Annotated in this window: 13 protein-coding genes; all 13 read right to left on the bottom strand. The window is 51.1% G+C overall.

Going from position 1 to position 18,483, the window contains the following annotated elements; genetic code table 11:
* Window positions 1-73: 73 nt before the first annotated feature.
* The 13 genes from ACSHSR_RS04250 to tssM all read right to left on the bottom strand — a co-directional run bounded on the left by ACSHSR_RS04250 (window position 74) and on the right by tssM (window position 18,470).
* Window positions 74-592 (bottom strand): Hcp family type VI secretion system effector, encoded by a 519-nt coding sequence (locus ACSHSR_RS04250; protein WP_025890191.1) that lies wholly within the window; start codon window positions 590-592, stop codon window positions 74-76.
* 347 nt (window positions 593-939) lie between these two features.
* Window positions 940-2,028 (bottom strand): hypothetical protein, encoded by a 1,089-nt coding sequence (locus ACSHSR_RS04245; protein WP_109248969.1) that lies wholly within the window; start codon window positions 2,026-2,028, stop codon window positions 940-942.
* Between the two features lie 96 nt (window positions 2,029-2,124).
* Window positions 2,125-2,916, bottom strand: coding sequence for a hypothetical protein (locus ACSHSR_RS04240; protein ID WP_144380502.1), 792 nt, complete (start codon window positions 2,914-2,916; stop codon window positions 2,125-2,127).
* 111 nt (window positions 2,917-3,027) lie between these two features.
* Window positions 3,028-3,300 (bottom strand): hypothetical protein, encoded by a 273-nt coding sequence (locus ACSHSR_RS04235; RefSeq protein ID WP_479631292.1) that lies wholly within the window; start codon window positions 3,298-3,300, stop codon window positions 3,028-3,030.
* A gap of 12 nt (window positions 3,301-3,312) precedes the next feature.
* Window positions 3,313-4,407: an ISAs1 family transposase gene (locus ACSHSR_RS04230; RefSeq protein ID WP_109248997.1), complete on the bottom strand. Its 1,095-nt coding sequence runs from the start codon at window positions 4,405-4,407 to the stop codon at window positions 3,313-3,315.
* A 54-nt stretch (window positions 4,408-4,461) separates the two neighbouring features.
* The gene (locus ACSHSR_RS04225; RefSeq protein ID WP_479631291.1) at window positions 4,462-5,031 is read right to left on the bottom strand and encodes a hypothetical protein; all 570 of its coding nucleotides are present in this window, start codon (window positions 5,029-5,031) and stop codon (window positions 4,462-4,464) included.
* A gap of 26 nt (window positions 5,032-5,057) precedes the next feature.
* Window positions 5,058-5,864 carry a hypothetical protein gene (locus tag ACSHSR_RS04220; protein ID WP_071239073.1) on the bottom strand — a complete coding sequence of 269 codons (807 nt, stop codon included), beginning with the start codon at window positions 5,862-5,864 and terminating at the stop codon, window positions 5,058-5,060.
* A 22-nt stretch (window positions 5,865-5,886) separates the two neighbouring features.
* Window positions 5,887-9,453: a toxin VasX gene (locus tag ACSHSR_RS04215; RefSeq protein WP_479631290.1), complete on the bottom strand. Its 3,567-nt coding sequence runs from the start codon at window positions 9,451-9,453 to the stop codon at window positions 5,887-5,889.
* Complete coding sequence (locus ACSHSR_RS04210) at window positions 9,440-10,399, bottom strand: DUF4123 domain-containing protein (protein WP_107353621.1); 960 nt, start codon at window positions 10,397-10,399, stop codon at window positions 9,440-9,442. The genes ACSHSR_RS04215 and ACSHSR_RS04210 overlap by 14 nt, the downstream gene beginning before the upstream one ends.
* On the bottom strand, window positions 10,386-12,452 hold the full coding sequence (locus ACSHSR_RS04205) for a type VI secretion system Vgr family protein (RefSeq protein ID WP_479631289.1): 2,067 nt from the start codon (window positions 12,450-12,452) through the stop codon (window positions 10,386-10,388). Before ACSHSR_RS04205 ends, ACSHSR_RS04210 begins: the two co-directional genes overlap by 14 nt.
* A 339-nt stretch (window positions 12,453-12,791) precedes the next feature.
* Window positions 12,792-13,310 (bottom strand): Hcp family type VI secretion system effector, encoded by a 519-nt coding sequence (locus ACSHSR_RS04200; protein WP_025890191.1) that lies wholly within the window; start codon window positions 13,308-13,310, stop codon window positions 12,792-12,794.
* 249 nt (window positions 13,311-13,559) lie between these two features.
* The gene (locus ACSHSR_RS04195) at window positions 13,560-14,795 is read right to left on the bottom strand and encodes a type VI secretion system ImpA family N-terminal domain-containing protein (protein WP_101058190.1); all 1,236 of its coding nucleotides are present in this window, start codon (window positions 14,793-14,795) and stop codon (window positions 13,560-13,562) included.
* A gap of 114 nt (window positions 14,796-14,909) precedes the next feature.
* Window positions 14,910-18,470, bottom strand: a complete 3,561-nt coding sequence (gene tssM, locus ACSHSR_RS04190; RefSeq protein WP_479631288.1) for a type VI secretion system membrane subunit TssM — start codon at window positions 18,468-18,470, stop codon at window positions 14,910-14,912.
* Window positions 18,471-18,483 lie beyond the last annotated feature (13 nt).

The raw sequence follows: 18,483 nt of genomic DNA, 5'->3' as shown, positions 1-18,483 counted from the left end.
GTCAGTTGACGTCCTCGCCAGAAAACACCCCAATGGCAAACAGCCACCGCAAGGCGGTGGCTGACACACACTATCAGGCTTCGATGGGCTTGCGCCAGTCATCCGCACCTGAAGTACCGGCACTCACGTGGTCCCAGTCTATCTTGCGATAGGCCATTGACACCTCAACCAATTGAGTGAAATCCGCCTTGTTCGGGTCCTGGCAGTGTGGCATGTGGCAGTTGATGTCCACTATCGTCGCACCTTCAAGCTTGGTGGTGAAGAAGTGCTCCTGCTTGCCCTCGATAGAGGTGCGGTACCACTTCAGCTCAACCTTGTTCAGCTTCTCACCGGATGACAGCGAGTTGTACATCAAAGGCACCGCCTTGTTCAGCGCCACGGTGAACTTGAACGGCTTGTGCACCCGTTGACCCGAAGGCATACCTGACTGTGGGTCGGTCGGCACTGTCACCACATGGTTGAATTCCTGAACCAGCATCTCGTCTTCATGACCTTCCACAAAGATGTCGCCCACTGACTCGGCCGTAAACGCGCCTGCCGTGATGTTGCCCTGGGTTTGACCTTCGATGGAGATATAACATGGTGTCGGCATGGTTAATTCCTTTTACTGTTGAATGAGTGATAAAACCTCATCACCCAATGCCAGAAGCATGCCAAATCGTAAGCTTCTGTTTTACAACAACATCCAAACCCACACCCGCTCTCCGGGCAATTTCTTGCCCGAACCCGGGCAATTTTTTGCTCGCCGGGCAAATTCTTGCCCGAAGAGAGTTGCCCGAAAGAGTGGCCTGAAGGAATGTCCCAAGGAATAAGCTGAAGTCGACTTGCTTTAAGAGCATTCCTGTAAAAGTCTTAAAGAAGGTGTGAATAAGCCCTAGTGGCGTTCACTTTTGCAACTTAGGTATAAGCTCTGGGGTAAATTAGCTCGTCGTCATAGCCCTAGGCGGCTGGTTTGACAAAATCCCCCAGAGAGCCACCGGCTTGGTAGTGCGCGGTGATTTCCGCTTTTAAACGAACCAGCTCTGCGCTGGGCTGGGCCCATTCACTTTCAGGCAACGGCTGAGACCAGGCCTCCAGTGCTGCGGTGGGTTGAAAGGTGGCAAGGTTTTGGGTCCACTCTGACACCCAATAGGGAAACTTCCACAGGCAAAACACATTCACCAGATAAAACCACACCATGCCCGCATAGGAAGTGCTGTGATCGCCCCACTCCATCCAAAACAGGTTTTTCGGCCCTATCTTAAAGTGTTCGTGCAGCGACTTGCGATGCTCATCGAAGCTGTGTCTATTTTCCGGTTGTGCCGCTGAGGCCCAATATTCAGGTGCTTCATCCATATAGCAACGCATGGTCTCCCAGGAGAGCTGCGCCGAGGCCAGTGTGGCAACCGGCCGGGTCAGCATCCAGTAGTTGTCGCCATGAGGCAAGGCCATCCCAAAAGTGACGTTAGTCATCACATTGGTGCCGGTGGCGCCCTTATGCATGGCGACCCAGGACACCACCTCCTCCCAGGGAATAAACTGCGGCTGTTTGCTGCCCTCGGGGTAGTAGCACACCTCACGCCGCTGGCGGTTAAACCTCAGCGGCCGCTGGCGGGCAGCTTTCAGCGATGTGCTGATGATGACATAGCCGCCTAAACAGAGGGCAACGGATGCGCAAATAATGGTGAATGGTAACAACTCAATCACAGATTCAACAAAGTAATGCCAAAACGAAGCCTGTCCGTCATTGATAATATAATCCTTACGCGCTATCAACAGGCTGGTAGCCATTTGTACAAAAAGGAAAAAGCTTATACAGCCAGTGTACAACTGCACCTGAAAGGCCTTGCCATGACTGGTTCCGCCTATGTCCATATAAACATCATTGATTTCCAGTACCTCGCCCGAGGGGCCAAGTGCAGATGAAGCGATGGCCGAAGGCAGGGGTTTGGGGGAGAAAAACAGCGCCTCGCCTAGGGGAAAGGGGCGCAGCTCCCCTGCATAAGGGGGAGTGGCATTAAGATCTAAGCTGGCTGATGTTTGACTCATAATTAACTCTTTGCCTATTGACGCACTTTCGAATGGAAAATAGGAGGATTACCGTTCAAGGAAGGCACTCAAAACAACCACAAGAAAAATCTCACATCAGTAAATTTCGAGTGGTTCATTGAGCACCTTAGCTTCAGGAAGTTTATCTATCACCAATTGTTTTACTTGGTCAAAATTCTCTTCTGTACAGAATACGATCGCACCTCGACTAAGATCTTTGCTGTATATATCTATTATCCTACGACTTCCACAAATATTAATTATGCTTAATTGGCTAGTTACCCCTAAGCCTTTTTTATGCCAGAACGTTGGAATATAATGAGCATATTCAGGTTCCCCCTTGGGAAAGGGATAGAAACTTAACAGAGCTAACCCTCCCACCCCCGCCAACAGCAATGGATTGACCATCAATGCGATAGGGATCACCAAGAGTGCGATGCCTCTTAAGATAAAGAGAAATGACTCCGGCACCTCATTTTTATAACGCCACTTAGGGTAAGTTTTCACTTCATCCCTTAGAATACCGGACTCAGTGATTTTATAGGCCACACTGTGATATTGGCTTCTGGTTATGTAATAGAAAAATAACAGTATAGAAAACATAAACATGAACAGAACAAACAAGGACTCAATTAATTCATAGTCAACGCCATTATCGCCAACTATACCAATAAACAGAAAGAAACCCACAGGTATACCACATAAGAGACCAACAGCTTTCAAATGATGTACTAATGGGGAGTCCTTCCAAAAAAAAGCTCGCGGCATAGTCCATTGAAACAGAGCCGGTTCCAGCTCCAGTTTATCAATCTCTGCCTGTGGAAAGGCGCCCTCTTCAACGTAAGGGTAGTACTCAATGTAATCTGGCCGCTTAATTAACAGACTCAAACCATTACCCTATTAAAAACTCTAATACCAATCGACTATGACTATACTGAATGTAGTTTGGTCTTTTTACTAATTGGCTCATCATTCGTCCAACTTAATTTAAGTAATAACTCAAATCGACAACTCCTCTTTAACCACCTTGGCCTCTGGTAATTTCTTCAGCACAAACGCTTTAACTTCCTCATAGTTTTTTTGGGTGCAAAATATTGCGCCACCTTTCGTAAGATCTGCACTTGTGATATCAATAATTCTTCTTCGTGGGTTTAGATTAACTATGCTCAACCTTTTCTCATTCGCAATTCCAGATTTATGCCATAAATTTGGAATGTAGTGGGCCTTTTCAGGCTCAGAAGGCTCTACCTTTTTAACAGGGCGGGATTCCACTTTGTTTATATCTTAACCAAATAACAACTCTGAGCGAAATGTAGGACTCCAACCAGCACGGCGGCGCTTACCTGCCAGACTGTCTTTTTTGCCTTGGTGCTGCCTTATCGCACTCAGAGCCGCTCGGTTAAATAGGGCGAGATGCTTTGCGCCATCAGGATCCGTTACCTTCAGCGCATCTTCGCGGAAGACCACATCCAGCACCCAATGGAGCTGATTTTCTACCCCCCAATGCTCTCGAATAGTCCTCGCGGCCTCTTCGGCATTGAGCGGTAAGGAACTGACATACCAGCGTGAAGAACATGATGTTATTCCATCGACTGTCCGTTCACTGGCAACTTCGATAAATGAGGTGATGTGCGGCCACTTTTTCTTAAGTTCCGCTGATAATTCTGCTTCTATCTGCATGACTGTTCGGCGCTCCCTGCGGCCATGACCCATGTTGAACTGCTCAAATATAGCCAGTTCTGGCTGCTCATACGCTTTACTGAAGCTGGTTTTGACTGCTTCAAATAATCCCGGCTGGTTCGACTTGAGCTGAATAATGAAATCACCGTTCCCCTGTTTAATTTTGTTCATGGTAGACACCTGACAATGCAGTGCATCCAGCGTCAGAACGGCATTATCCAGTGCCATAGCATCAATCATGTTGCGGGCGACTTCAGCTTCTTTCCCTTTAGAATGTGAACTGTCTTGGTAAAGTGTAATGCCGTTGCCGACATCAAATGCGCTGACAACATGGAGTGCATTCTTAGCATCCTCACTCCACGCCCCGCGCAGGGTTTTTCCATCCAGCGCGATAACGGTTTTCCCTTCCGTTTGCCGTTGCTCATTGATCCAGCCAAATATGGCTTGAAGGAGCAGTTCGCTGTCCAATGCTTTGATTATATTACTGATACAATGCCTTTTAGGGATGCCATTTTCGAATTTTCGGTACAGACGGAGCCAATCTAGCTGTTCTTCTCCGAATTCCTGAATAGACTTCCACCCAGTCGCACCGCTGAGGATAGCACTGAGTGTCAGGAACACCACATCCACTAAATTATGCTTTAGATTGATGTCCTTACGGGGATCGGTAATCTGTTCTAGTTGTTTCAAAAGGGTCATGGTCATCTGTGGATTAAGGGCAAGGCAGATCAGATCATGACCAACCGTAAAAGTTCAATTTAAAGTGGGATCCCGCCCTGCCTTTTTAAAGCTCAACAATGCCAGACCGCCGACACCCACCAATAAAAATGGGTGTATAACCAGAGCCATCGGCACGAGGATAAGAGTCATAACTCGCAGAACCCACATCAAACCTTCCGGGTTAATGGCGCGATACCCCCACCTTGGACAGAGTTTAACCTCATCCCTTAAAAAACCCGACTCGGTGATCTTATATACAACATGGTGATATTGAAATCGAGTTAAATAATAGAAAAGTAGCAACATTGAAGAAAAGAAAACTCCCAATCCGACAACAACACTCCAATCATTAGGTTGTGGATTTTCTGATGCTAAATTTATCAATGAAAAAAACAACATAGGGATACCCGCCATCACTCCCCAAATGATTAAAATGGTTACTAAGCCACTAAACCGGTAAAAAAAAGCCCTTGGCATAGTCCACTGAAAGATGGCCGGTTCGTCTTCAAGCTTGGTAATATCGGCTTGGGTGAACCAGCCTCTTTCCAAGCCGTCCTGACTATACTGAATATAATCTGGTCTTTTTACTAATTGGCTCATCATTCGTCCAACTTAATTTAAGTAATAACTCAAATCGACAACTCCTCTTTAACCACCTTGGCCTCTGGTAATTTCTTCAGTACAAACGCTTTAACTTCCTCATAGTTTTCTTTGGTGCAAAATATCGCACCACCATTACGCCAATTTAAGCTTCTGACATGAATAATGCGTCTTCGCGGACTGAGATTAATGATACTCAGTCTCTCTTCATCAGAAATTCCATTCTCGTGCCAAAAAATTGGAATATAGTGAGCTTTTTCAGGCTCAGAAGGCTCTACCTTTTTAAAGCTCAATAACGCCAGGCCGCCGACACCTACCAATAAAACTGGGTGTACAACCAAGGCAATCGGTACCAGGATCAGCGCCATGACCCGTAATACCCACATCAAACCTTCCGGGTTAACAGCGCCATAACCCCATCTTGGGCAGAGTTTAACCTCATCCCTTAAAAAACCCGACTCGGTGATCTTATATGCAACATGGTGATATTGAAATCTGGTTGTATAATATGCAAACAATATGACTAAAGAAAGGAATGTTCCAATAAGAATAACGAAGTTCCATCCTCCTTTATCAGGTTGTTCACTACCTAGCAGTGTCCACGAAAAAAAAAGCACTGGGATCCCTACAATGCCTCCCCATAATCTTAAAATCGTAAACCAGCCACTGTATTTACTATAGAAAGCTCGTGGAATAGTCCATTGGAATATTGCCGGTTCACTCTCAATTTTGGTAATATCGGCTTCGGTGAACCAACCTCGTTCCAAGCCATCCTGGCTATATTGGATATAATCTGGCCTGTCAGCCAGTTGACTCTTTTTATTCCCTTGCCCCACTCAATTCTCCTTGCTACTAGCCCTAAAAAACAATACCTGTAACTTCATTTGGTTCAGGGAAAGTAAACATTGCTTCTTCCTCCTGTAGCTTACCCCAAACACCAAAAACTTGGCTTAAACTTTTGGGTTGCAACTTGTAGTGCCAGATTTTATCTATGTTACGTTGCCTTGGGCGGCTAATATTCAACCATAGCTCTGACTGCGACTTTAATGGACTTTCAAAGAATTCGGCCGGAGTTAAAGGTACATACATCAACCAATATTGACTATTGTTTTCTGCAATATAGCTATCATCTATCTCATCCCAGGCCTCAGGAAAACCATTTTCAATGAGAGTTTGGACTGCCTCTGGGGTAACGGCTATTGCTTCCATCCCCTCCCAATCAGAGTCGGTAATTTGAGTCGCTCCCCATAGAGTATATTCATGATAGACTTCCGCCAATTCAATGTGAGTCCCTGCTGTTGGCAGGTTGAACAGCAGCCAACAGCCGGATACCGTTTCGCTATTCAACAGCACGCCTGGAACACTGGATTTTGCCAGGATAGCGGCCAGTTTCGATGAGCACGAGGGCTGCATATAAACGGCGGGCTTTAGTAAAATATCTTGCAGATGTTGGAATGCCTCTTGGGGGGCATTTTGCCACAGTGGCGAGGTACCAAAATCACTGTGATCCAACCATTTATCGATATCATCCCTCGACATAAAAATGAGTGCGATTGAAGCAGTCAAGTAGACCAAACCGGCAACCGCCACAACAGGGACAAAAAATGCACTGCCAGCAGCAACTGTTGCACCTACAGCTAAATAGTAAGCAGCCCCTCCTAAATTCGCCAGTATGGTGATACCTTGAGTCCATTTCAGAAATTTTTCAATAGAATTCAGATCTGCAGCATGGCCGCCCCATAACCCCAGCTCTTGGCCTATTTGCGCTCCTTCATACAGTGATGCCACCCCTGCAGCAATCCCTAAAGTAATGGATGCCATACGAAAGCTTTTCAATACCTTGGCAAATTCAACGCCATGAACATCAGCAGCCTGCTTAAAAGAGAGTTTAAATAATGGAGTAACCCGTCGATTAAATTCATATGTCACTTTATAGATGTTTTTCTCTCCTGATGCCGTCACTGTTTGCTTGATCTTGGTCAGCAGAGGATCATACCAAATAGCCGCGATTCCAAAGGCGACAAGGTAACCTGTATTGTAAATCAGTGTGTGAAGCTTTTTACTTTCGGCATCAGAACTCTCAGGACTAAAGGCCTCTTTGGAGTAACTATCTGGCATAGGTGTATATAACAAGTTGAGATATCCAAGCAAAATAGCCGTTCTGCCCAAGGTAATGTGGCTTGCCAGCTTTTTGCCTTTATCCAGATAGCCTTTTATCCCTTCAGAGAGTTGGCGTCGGCTTTCCAGCGTCACCGCCTGTTGCTTGGCAGCAGCCCAATAGGGCTTATCTTTTACAAGCAGTTGAAATGCTTCTTCTGCCTCGGAGATTTCACCGGTTACTTTTTGCAGTTTGTTTCTAAATTCTTTACCTTTGTCTGCAGCTCTTCTGACTGCCTTCTTTCGTCCCTGCTTATAAGTTTTCTTATTTTTCTTTTGTTTCCTTTTGGCGTCCTTAGTCTTTTTATCAGCATTGCCAATTGCTTTTTTCAGATTGCTTTCTTGTTTTTTCAGGCCCCCTACTTTTCCTTCCAAAACAGAAAGCTTTTCCTGATAAGCCTGAAAAGCTTTTTCATAGTCAGAAAGCTCTTCAGTTTTCAGAGGAATATCTTCAACAAAAGAGTTAATCAGCAGTGACTGCAACATTAAGCCGGTTGAATGGGTAGAGATCCCCTTTTCCCCCCGAAACAGAGGGAAAATGGCTTCCAGTACATGCGACCAGCCTTGGGAGGTTTTATCGGCAAAGGCTTGTCGCATTGCATCCAACGTCTTGTGGACATCTTGATGCAAATCGGTAGCCCATTTGTGCTCTATCAACGGCAACTCATTAAATGCCGCTTTAACCTCGTTCATCCTTAATACTGCGTTGTTACTTACTGAAACTCCGGTTGCCGACAACAAAGCCGCCGGTTTTTGCAGGTGTCCGTTGAGCTCTTGGTGCAATAAGGGGTCAAAACCGCTCGTGGTCAGGGCAATCAACGCCTGGGGCTTGGAAGCACTCGAAAACGCACTGGCAAGAATGTCTCTTTTTGCATCATCAAGAAACATCACCAGCAACTGTAGACTGTCGCTCATCCAAGTTGTTAAGCCCTCTTGATGGCTGGGATGATGACAATCTGCTCCTAATACTCTGGCATCGGCCTGGATATGAAAGTGGCAATCAAACAACTCATCCACCCTAGGCCCAATCTCTTCCATTAATGCGCTATCATGCTGCAAGTGTTTTGTCAGAAAACTTTCCGCTTTCTGCATATTGGCATATTTACGCCTATCTCTTTCAGCCTCCCAACGAGGCAAATCCAGATTCCAGGCCGAGCCATATTCGGCAGCAAGTTCTTGTTCAAGCTTCAAGAACTCATCAGGTGATACAATGCCTTTTGCTCCTTGAGCGGCATAGATCCTAAGCTGATCTTCATATCTGTTTACGGCTTCCCGATAATCAGTCAGTTTATCCAGATAACGGTTGATTGCCAGTTCATTCCCTCTGACTTTTGGCGGCAACTTATCATTGTGTAGCCATCCATCCTCACCGAGCATATCAAGACCGCCACAAATCTGAACTACCGCTTTGGCATTCATCCGGCGATACATTTCATCCTCATTAAACTCATGCATCTGTCCGGATAGATAAAAGGTTTGAGAGGCGATATCACAGATATCCGACCAAATATCATCCAGTGCGACCATCAGGGCCGAGTCTTTATCGCTTATAGGGCCTAGGTAGGTAGTCAGGGGCTGAACCGGCTTACCGCTGAGCGTTTCATCTCCCTCCCCTCTGTCTTGCAGGGAAGGAACCGCCAGAGGGAACTTGGCCTCGCCGGCAATATCGGCAACCTGGCTCAACACCTTGATTGGGGCAGTATGGGGCTCTGCCATAGTGCGGCAAAATCCAGGCAATGACAGCTTGCGTCCCCAACGACGCTGGGCTTCGCCATTACTGCGATAATGCTCCAACATGGGCCAGGAGCACCTTAGCTGGCTGAACATCAAATACAGCTCAGAGCCGCGGTTATATTCCAGATAGACTTTAGGCTCCAGCGCTGTACCGCGCTCGCTGAGCGGTTTGTCGGCCTCGTTGTCGCCAAACTGGTAACGGATCAGCTGAGGTCCCTTGACTTCATATTCGTGCAGGGTCTTTTCGGTTTGGTTCCAGACATAAAGCCAGCCGTCGGTAAGCTGACGCAGGGTGTAGCTATTACATTTGAGTTGTTTGCTGAAGTAGCCACCGGGGAAGTTACCTTCTGAAGGCAAGTTGTGCTTGGGGCAAGGCTCCGGCACCAACTGGAATTCATCCAAGGCATAACGCACAGGTACGATTTTGACGGTTTGCGCCTTGAGTGGGCAAGTTGCCAGTAAAGAACCGGCTTTAGTATCCGACTCTTGAGTGGCCTTATCGTTGGCATCCTGTTGTTGTCTATCGGCCGACATGGGTAACTCCTTGTAACGCATTGGCTCTTTGTTGATTTAACTGCTTGGCCAAATCTGCGGCTTGTGCCAAAGCCGCAGATCTGTCACTTCCCCGGGTTTGCATCAGGTTAATAATGCCGACGTACTCTGATTGAGAGGCGGGTTCACGGCTAGCCAGGTGCTGATCAAGCAAAGCCCCGGAAGCACTGCTTGCCTGATTGCCGATAAGATTCTTTTCAAAGTCGGCACCGAGATAACCCAAAATATTGCCGTAAAGAAAAATATCTCGCTCCGATTCCCACCCTTGCGCGGCGGCGCGCTCGGCAATAGCCAAGGTTCCCGCCAGGGAAACCGAACCGAACTCATCGGCAAAGAAGTGCCTCAAATGCTGCTGCAGCCTAAGACCAAATTGCTGCCAGCAGACCTGCTGCATCACCTTGAGGTGGTCATCGGTCAACTGAAAGCGCTGAGTTGCCTCACTGGACTGAGCCGACTGAGGCACTCGGCAGTGCCAGTGTTCGGCAATAGTGTCATACACCCAAAGCCGGCCGAATATGCCCGCCGGGAACAGTGCTTCCAGCGGCAGTTGCGCCGCCATAAAGCCCGCCAGCACTCTGGGATCCTGATAGCGAAATAATACCTGGTGGCCCAGCGGGTGTTGCTGCAAAGGTAATTGCTGAAAATAGTGCAACAATTCAGCACTGGAGGAGGTTGACTCAAATAGCCAGACACTGTCCCGGTAGCAAAGCTGTTGCTCCAACCAATCCAACAACTGACTGTCGGCTGGACATTGCAGCAGCAAGGGTTGAATATCGCCGAGAGACTCGAACTGAGTCCCTTGATACAGGGGTAGCATAAAGACGCGGTTATCCAACTGATACAGGGTCTGCGCCAGGTTTCGGTGCAAACAGGCATCCCAAAGCAGATACAGCTGCCCCTTGAGTCCAGCGAGATCAGGTAGGGGCATCTTCTTCCTCCGGCTGCTCACAAATTTCGCACACACCTTTAGCCGTACTGGCAGCCAGCAGCAGAGTGCCACTCTGCTGGGATGGATTGGGCAAAATCACTTTTTCGCCTTGGGGCAACTCGGCAGCGGCCACTTCACCCGGAAGTTCCGGTGCCTTGCCGGCAAAGCCGCTGCCTGAGCCTGGACTGCCGCCCGAGTTGAGATTAACTGCCGCGCCGCCCAGGTGCACCCCGGCCGGATCGACCTTGACGAAGCTGCCACCGGCACTGATGCTGATCTCGGCGCCGGCATCGAGCACAATTTTCCCCAATGACTTGAGATGAACTTCACTGCCCACTTCGAGCGCTTCTTTGGCGGCGACTTTCTGCTGATAGCTGCCATCCACTATCAGGCTCTTGTCGCCTGTTACCTGCTGACGGGACTCGCCCAATACCGTCAGGTGGTCGTTGCCGCCGATGCGGCTGCGCCTTTCATTGTCCACATCCAGGTGGCTGTCGTGCTTGATATGCTCGTGCCTGTCATTCTCGGTCAGTAGGTTCAGGTCTTTCTGCGCGTGCAGGTAAATCTCCTCTTCCCCCGCTTCATCCTCAAACCTCAGCTCATTGCTGCCCTCGCCCTTGTGGCTCTGGGTCTTCAGCACGGTGCGGGTCTTGTGGGCCGGCAGCGCGTAAGGCACCTGGTTCACTGCATGGAAGGCCCGGCCGGTGATGATGGGTTGGTCCGGGTCGCCGTCCAGAAATGACACTATCACTTCATGCCCTATCCGCGGCAGTGCCATAAAGCCATACTGACCACCGGCCCAGCCCTGGCTGACCCGTATCCAGCAACTGCCGTGCTCGTCACCCTTGGCATATCTGTCCCAGGGGAATTGCACCTTCACCCGGCCGTATTCGTCACAAAATATCTCTTCATCCTTCGGCCCCACCACAGTCGCTATCTGCGGCCCTGCCATCTGTGGTTTGGCCTTCGGCTCCGCCTGCCATTGTGTGGAGGAGGGTACTGCCACTATCTCGTTACTGTAGGTCGTGCCGCGGCTGTTGTTGTCCTCTTCCGCCGCATTGCCCTGCTCGCCTGTGTGGCTGCCCCCCACTATCACCCATTCGCGATTAAGGCTCGCATCCGGGTGTTCACTCAGGGCAAACTTCTGCCCGCTCAACGCCTGCAGTTGGTCACTCTTGAGCAGCAGCTGTTCGCTCTCCCGTCTCAGTCCCGCCAGGCGCACCTTGCTGAACAGTTTGCCGTCGGTATCGTCCTTGTAGCGCCCCGGGTAGTCGAAGTGTTCATAGCCGCTCTGTTGCCAGTCTGCATCCTCTGTGCTCGGTTGCAGGAAGCTGTAGGCCGGTTTGCGGAAGCTGTAGTCCTTGAGGGTGGCCCCGCTCTCGGCCCGGCGGTGGCGGTATTCGGCGCTGCGGACACTCGCCTGCTCGGCGCGTCCTCCCGCCAGGGCGTTGTAGGGGTAGCTGTGGGGGCTCAGGCTCAGTTTGTCCAGTGCATCGCACAGCACCAGGGTGTGTTTGTCGCTGCTGTGCTCGAAGTAGTAGAACAGCCCCGCTTCGCGGGTCAGGCGCTCGAAGAAGTCAAAGTCGCTCTCGCCATACTGCACGCAGTATTCCCGTTTGCGGCTTTCATGGCGCGGGTCACAGCGAAAGGCGTAGTCGGTAATGCCCATTTCGCCGAACAGCACCGCGATGATGTCGGTCAGGCTCTTTTCCTGGAAGATGCGGCTGTTGCGCCGCAGTTGCAGGCGGCTCAGGGCCGGCTCCAGTCTCAGCCGGTAGCGGGTCTGTCTATGGCCGCTGTCGCCGCGGCCAAAGCGGCTTACTATGCCGTGCAATTCTCGCTGGCATTCGCCGTCCTGCCACCAACTCAGTACCCCGCTCTGGTCCACCAAATCGCTCGCCTTGATATCGTCCCGGCGACTCAGCAACTCAAGCTCTACCACATAAGGACTCGACAGCGATTCTTTCAGCTTGAACGACAGCACCGACAGGCTATCCTCTGCCAAACTGCCCGCCTTGAATCCAAAACGCATGCCGCTCCCTTGATGACTCATCTTCGCTGTCCTTATTGTCCCTGTCCTTTCGCGGTACTCTTGCTGTCTGAGCTCTTGCTGTCTGAGCTCTTGCTGTCTGAGCTCTTGCTGTCTGAGCCCCGGCTTCTATCCCTGCTTTAGGGGAAGGCGTTGAGCTCCGCTCGCCGAGTGCCGTTTTGCTCTTGGTTTAAATGCGATTGACTCGAATGTCTGTTGAATGTCCGTTTAGCCGAATTGCACCAAAAGCCATTGGCCTGCTCTCTGGCTCTCAATCAACCGTTTACACTGTCAGTTGACGTCCTCGCCAGAAAACACCCCAATGGCAAACAGCCACCGCAAGGCGGTGGCTGACACACACTATCAGGCTTCGATGGGCTTGCGCCAGTCATCCGCACCTGAAGTACCGGCACTCACGTGGTCCCAGTCTATCTTGCGATAGGCCATTGACACCTCAACCAATTGAGTGAAATCCGCCTTGTTCGGGTCCTGGCAGTGTGGCATGTGGCAGTTGATGTCCACTATCGTCGCACCTTCAAGCTTGGTGGTGAAGAAGTGCTCCTGCTTGCCCTCGATAGAGGTGCGGTACCACTTCAGCTCAACCTTGTTCAGCTTCTCACCGGATGACAGCGAGTTGTACATCAAAGGCACCGCCTTGTTCAGCGCCACGGTGAACTTGAACGGCTTGTGCACCCGTTGACCCGAAGGCATACCTGACTGTGGGTCGGTCGGCACTGTCACCACATGGTTGAATTCCTGAACCAGCATCTCGTCTTCATGACCTTCCACAAAGATGTCGCCCACTGACTCGGCCGTAAACGCGCCTGCCGTGATGTTGCCCTGGGTTTGACCTTCGATGGAGATATAACATGGTGTCGGCATGGTTAATTCCTTTTACTGTTGAATGAGTGATAAAACCTCATCACCCAATGCCAGAAGCATGCCAAATCGTAAGCCACTGTTTTACAACGACATCCAAACCCACCCCCACTCACCGGGCAATTTCTTGCCCGAACCCGGGCAATTTTTTGCTCGCCGGGCAAATTCTTGCCCGAAAGAGTTGCCCGAAAGCCGCCAAAGGCCAGAGTTCAAGAGCGGACACAAAGGCGGCCAAACGGGGGAATTCTTGTATTACATAACAACATCTTGAACAGCGGCCGCATCTTGGACATTAGCTCTATCTGAACCCGCCGCCATTGGCGCTTTATTCAAGTCTGGGGCGGTTTTGGCTGCCGGGTCATTTGTAACGCCAGAAGCCTGAGTGAGCCCCAAACTCTGGGCCAACAAAGTGCGCTTGATCAGCAGGGATTTCAGTTGCCTGTCCAGTAACGTCAGCTCCTGAGCTGCCCGCTCATTTTGCTGTTGCTTAAGCAGCTCATCGATGAAATAGGCTCTGGCCAACACGGGGGACAGGCTGCTGGCATACTCGGCCATATCCCGTGACTGACGCTGCAGCGCACTGAGTTTGTTGGCATCAAGCCCCTGCCATTGCTGTAACTCTTTGCTTAAGTTGGCCGCTCGGGTGCGACTGGCGGCAAAACGCTGGAAATACTTGTCCAGCTCCAACAGATAATCTACCTGCTCGGGATAAACATAAGGTTCATCGTTGGCCAAAGGTGCAGCGGCAAATAGCTGATCTATCTTCTGCCACAGAGGCAATGCCGTTTCAGTCGGCAACTGGGTCACCTGCTCGGGTGGCTTGGGCGCAAATCGCTCCGGCCAGAACTTCTGCCCTATAGCCAGTCCCAAAGGTTCGGCAAAGTGTCCCGCCGTCAATGCCAACAACAAGAGGATTAACCCCAGCGGCCAACTCAGCCCCTTGGAATTAGCCTGCTGCTGAGCACTTGTGGCAACAGCGGGTCGCTTGGCCGGTTGTTTAACGCCATCAATCTTGTCGAAGATTTGAAAGCCGAGCGCATCCAGGTTTGGCATCTGCTTGGGTTGACGCGCCTGCATCAGCTCAAACAGCTGCTGACAGGCATATTCACACCGATACCACTCACGGATATTGCCTTCAGTAGCTTGCATATCCTTGAGCTCCGGCAATAACTTGCCTATGGCCCAGTTCAGTATTTCGGCGCACTTTTCCGGGCTGATAGTGCCCATCTCTTTCGAGTGCGCCAACACGGTTAACAGTAACTCCAGCCCGGATGCCAAACCGGCAATGCCGCGGGTCTTGGCCGCAGCTACCGAAAAGTAGCTGGCCGCCAGTAGATCCACCCCATCTGTCATCGCCAGAGTGGCAGCAAGATCATAGACCTTTTCCCAATCCGTCCCACCACTGAAGGGAGATTGGCGCCGGTTGATCTCACTACGCATCTGCTGATAGCGGTTATCTTCCCGAAGCTGAGCCGGTGCTGCGGTCATTCTGAACCATCCGGCATTCACTGTTGTTTGCTGTATCAACTTGGTACACCTCAAATTCCATTAAGTTGAGTCCCACAGGGGAATTGGGCTTCCAAGCTGTGGAAGCCCGGCGGCTCAGTAGAGTGTTTTAGGCAACTGATAGTTGCTGAGCAGATTTGAGGTAAAGGGATTACTGTTGTCTGCCGTGTGGATCCGATAGGAGATATCGCCCTTATCCACATTGAACTGGTAATCCACACTGGTCGAGCTGGAGCCGGTGATCCTGGCGCTGTCGAGCAACCTGAAGAATGCCCATGGGCCTTCGTAGCTCAAGGAACGCGGTGACATATTCACTTCGCTTGGCACCAAAGTCAGCTTACTCTCGGCCGTTTCCCGCAAGGTGTTGGGCCATACCAATTCGATGGCGCGACGTGGACCATGGGTGTATTCCACGTACTGGCCATCGACGTTGATGACACTACGACGCTTGTTGGGGCTCATCTGCAGTGGCTCCAGGGTGAACTGTACGTCCAGGTTGCCCTTGAGGTTGAAGAAGGCGGTCTGGATCTGTTTTGCCTGCTCTATCGCCTGCAAGACCTCTTTACGGATCAGGCCGGTTTCACTGCCTGCCAACTGGTTGAGCTGATCCATGTTTTCTTCCAGGAACATCCGCATCTGCTGATCATAGAAGGTATTCAACGTGCCGTGCGGGCCGAAGAAACGTTCAAAATCGGCAATCGACACCTGTTTAGTGGCCTTGGGATTGAAGGGATAACGGGATGCCAGATTCTGCTGGAACTCCATATACACTTCGTTGTACCAACGCACCTCAAGATGCTTGATAGCACTCTGCAGTACAACCTTCCAGCTCTCCTTGGCCAACTTGGACACCATAGAGTCCAGCGGCTTGGGCAGGCCATCGGAAATACGTTCCAGCGCGTAAACAGGGTCGGCGTCGTTAAGCTTGAGCCTTTCCTGAGCCGCCTTCAGTGCCGCCTTGCCCACATCCGGGGAGTTTTGGATCCCGCGCAGATAAGCGTGCAAGCGCACCACGGCTTCCATCACTTCATCCAGATAAGCCGGCTTACCGTCCTGGGACTTGAGCATCTGGTTCAATTCGACAAAGTCACCGTCTATAGTCGAGGCGATACGATACTGAGGCGACTTGAGCAGCGCCTGACGGGCCTGATCATCATCCGGCATATCCGGGAACAGCTGGGTATTGCTGCCCAGCGTTTCCAGCAGGCGCGACAGCGGCTTGTTGCTCATGGCCACATTATCCAGTACCAACACCGCCTGGTTGATGTCTTCGAAATTCTTCAGTTCAAAACCATTCAGCGCCCGGCGCCAGCTGGCGTTATAGTCGGCCAGATATTGGGCCACTATCTTGTTGCGCAGCGCCGTCTTGTCGGCATCGCTGAAGTCTGTGCTGTGAGCCTGGCCGAGTACCCAGCTGTCAATCAACGCCAGCTCGGCAACTGAATCAGATCTCGGGATAAAGAAGCGCTCAAAACCTTGTTTGGTGAGTATTTTCGGGATCTTGAAGATCTCAGGATCCTGCGCAGCTATCTGGGAGTCAAACACCAATTCATTGGCCGGGCCAACGGTCAAACGCAGATCCAGCGGTGCCCCCAACTGAGATACGGAAGAGGACTTGAGGTATCTGTATACCCGCTGTTCTATCGGCAGCAGACTCAGCTCATTCTGGGCCTGGGCCACCATGGTATCGAATGGCTTGAGCACAGTCTCGGCGTCCGGATTGGACTCCAGCCGTGCATGCTGCAAGTCTGTGTGCAACAAGGCGTAATCCAGATGCTCCATCAGTTGGGTCTGCAGTTCACGATTGCCTTCATAGGCCTTCTGCCAAACATCGGCAAAGTATTCGCGAACAAAGCTGTCGCGGCGGCCACTCTTATCGGCCAGCATTCTGAATACCCGCAATACCGCCAGCTTTTCATCACTGCCTTCTGGCGCATCGGCCAGATCCCGCGCCACTTGCCGGAGCAGTATCGGCAGATAACGATAGGACAGCAGGTTCAGATAGGTCTCTTCTACCTTGGGTCCTATGGTGTGCCCCTGGTAGAGGCCGAGATCTGAGATTAACCTCGGCTTGTCACGGAAGAAACCAAACTCCAGGGTAGCCGCCCGAATGGTGTTCAGTGGCGGGATCACGTTGCGGGCCAGCGGATCAAAGTTGGTGTTATCGATAAGCTCGTTGTATTCATTCACCTTACTCAGCACGGCATCGGCCTGAGCGCTGTTGAGCAGGTAGTATCTGTGCCAGCTGCCAATCAAGAGCACAGAGGCGATGGAGCAGGCCACAAAGGACAGCGCCATGATGCGGCGTTTTTGCTTGGCCACCTTGAAGTTGTCCGAAGCCAGACCCGCTTCCGGATATATGATGCGGGTAAAAAGCGAACGGGTGAAATAGGGAGTAGAGTTTTCACTGCGCTGGGCACTGTTGACCGACTCACTCAGGCCATAACGGCGGGAAGCGCCATCCACATAGGCATCTGTCGGCACCCCTTGCTGGTAAACAGAGGTCATATAAACCCCGCGCACCAGTGCCGAGGTCGAGAACTGATCGCTTGCCAACGCATCGACAAAAAACTCACGCAGCACCTTGTGGGCACCGGCAATCTGACGTGAGAAGCTGTAGATGGCCGAGCGTTCTTCCTTGTCGCGGCACTGCAGCAGCGCCCTTGGCAGGCCGGCATTGATGCGCTGAATAAAGTCTTGCCAATCCTGATCAAACTCATTGAGCCAGCTGTCGAGATCGTTGACCGAATTCAGGGAGAAGGTGAAACCGAGGATCTCATCTCGCTGCGCCTGGGTGAAATGGCGGAAGAAGGGCTCAAATCCCAGCAGTAGATCCAGTTTGGTCAGGGTGATATACACGGGCAGACGAGTTGACAGGGTTTCCATCAGCTCGCGCAATCTTGCACGCAACAAGTGGGCGTAGGCCTTGCGTTCGGCCACAGGATCGCTGACCAGGCTGGCCATATCCAGCGCCAACACCACGCCGTTCAGGGGGCGGCGACTGCGGGTGCGCTCCAGCCACTCGACAAAGTGCAACCACAGGCGGCGTTCTGTCTCGCCATCCGGGCTGGTTACCGAAGGCTTCTGGGTCAACAGCTCACCGTCCGGGTCAATCAGTACGGCATCGTCACCTATCCACCAGTCAAAAGAGAAAGGGTTTTCAGACTTCTTGCCCGAGGCGCGCATAACGGAAGAGAAAACAAACTTCTGCCCGGAGCGGTTAATCAGGCTGGTCTTACCGGCGTTTTCCACCCCAAGCACCAAGAACCAAGGCAAGGCGTACAGGTAGTTACCTGTGTTGAGGCTTTCTTTCATGCCCACCATCACCTCGTTGAGTTCCTGCTCCTGGCGTTCCACCAGGATCTTGACCGGGTCTTCCTTGAGCTGCTGCTCCCTGACCTTCAAGGCGCCGATACGCAGCAGACGACGCCACTGCACCCAGCCCCAAATAGTAAAGCAGGACAGGGAGAAGATGGTGCTGGCTATAATTCGGGCCGTTGTCGATGCCAACGGTTTCTCACCGTCCAGCTCCAGCCAGGGGCCCGCCCACCAAATCGCCACATTGACCAGAACGAAAATAGCCACCAGCAAAATGGGCAGCGCCGACTTCAGTTCCGGCAGCAGTTTCCTCAAAAAGGATTTGATCATCGACCACATATACATTTCCCTG

It is taken from the genome of Shewanella sp. VK101 (genome assembly GCF_056497865.1).
Note: the sequence above shows the minus strand (reverse complement) of the source record. Positions and strands in the feature narration are given on the sequence as shown.

What these genes read in the sequence shown, in the direction of transcription:
- ACSHSR_RS04250 (WP_025890191.1), bottom strand. Translation starts at nt 592, where the DNA reads ATGCCGACACCATGTTATATCTCCATCGAAGGTCAAACCCAGGGCAAC.
- ACSHSR_RS04245 (WP_109248969.1), bottom strand. Translation starts at nt 2,028, where the DNA reads ATGAGTCAAACATCAGCCAGCTTAGATCTTAATGCCACTCCCCCTTAT.
- ACSHSR_RS04230 (WP_109248997.1), bottom strand. Translation starts at nt 4,407, where the DNA reads ATGACCCTTTTGAAACAACTAGAACAGATTACCGATCCCCGTAAGGAC.
- ACSHSR_RS04225 (WP_479631291.1), bottom strand. Translation starts at nt 5,031, where the DNA reads ATGATGAGCCAATTAGTAAAAAGACCAGATTATATTCAGTATAGTCAG.
- ACSHSR_RS04215 (WP_479631290.1), bottom strand. Translation starts at nt 9,453, where the DNA reads ATGTCGGCCGATAGACAACAACAGGATGCCAACGATAAGGCCACTCAA.
- ACSHSR_RS04210 (WP_107353621.1), bottom strand. Translation starts at nt 10,399, where the DNA reads ATGCCCCTACCTGATCTCGCTGGACTCAAGGGGCAGCTGTATCTGCTT.
- ACSHSR_RS04205 (WP_479631289.1), bottom strand. Translation starts at nt 12,452, where the DNA reads ATGAGTCATCAAGGGAGCGGCATGCGTTTTGGATTCAAGGCGGGCAGT.
- ACSHSR_RS04200 (WP_025890191.1), bottom strand. Translation starts at nt 13,310, where the DNA reads ATGCCGACACCATGTTATATCTCCATCGAAGGTCAAACCCAGGGCAAC.
- ACSHSR_RS04195 (WP_101058190.1), bottom strand. Translation starts at nt 14,795, where the DNA reads ATGACCGCAGCACCGGCTCAGCTTCGGGAAGATAACCGCTATCAGCAG.
- tssM (WP_479631288.1), bottom strand. Translation starts at nt 18,470, where the DNA reads ATGTGGTCGATGATCAAATCCTTTTTGAGGAAACTGCTGCCGGAACTG.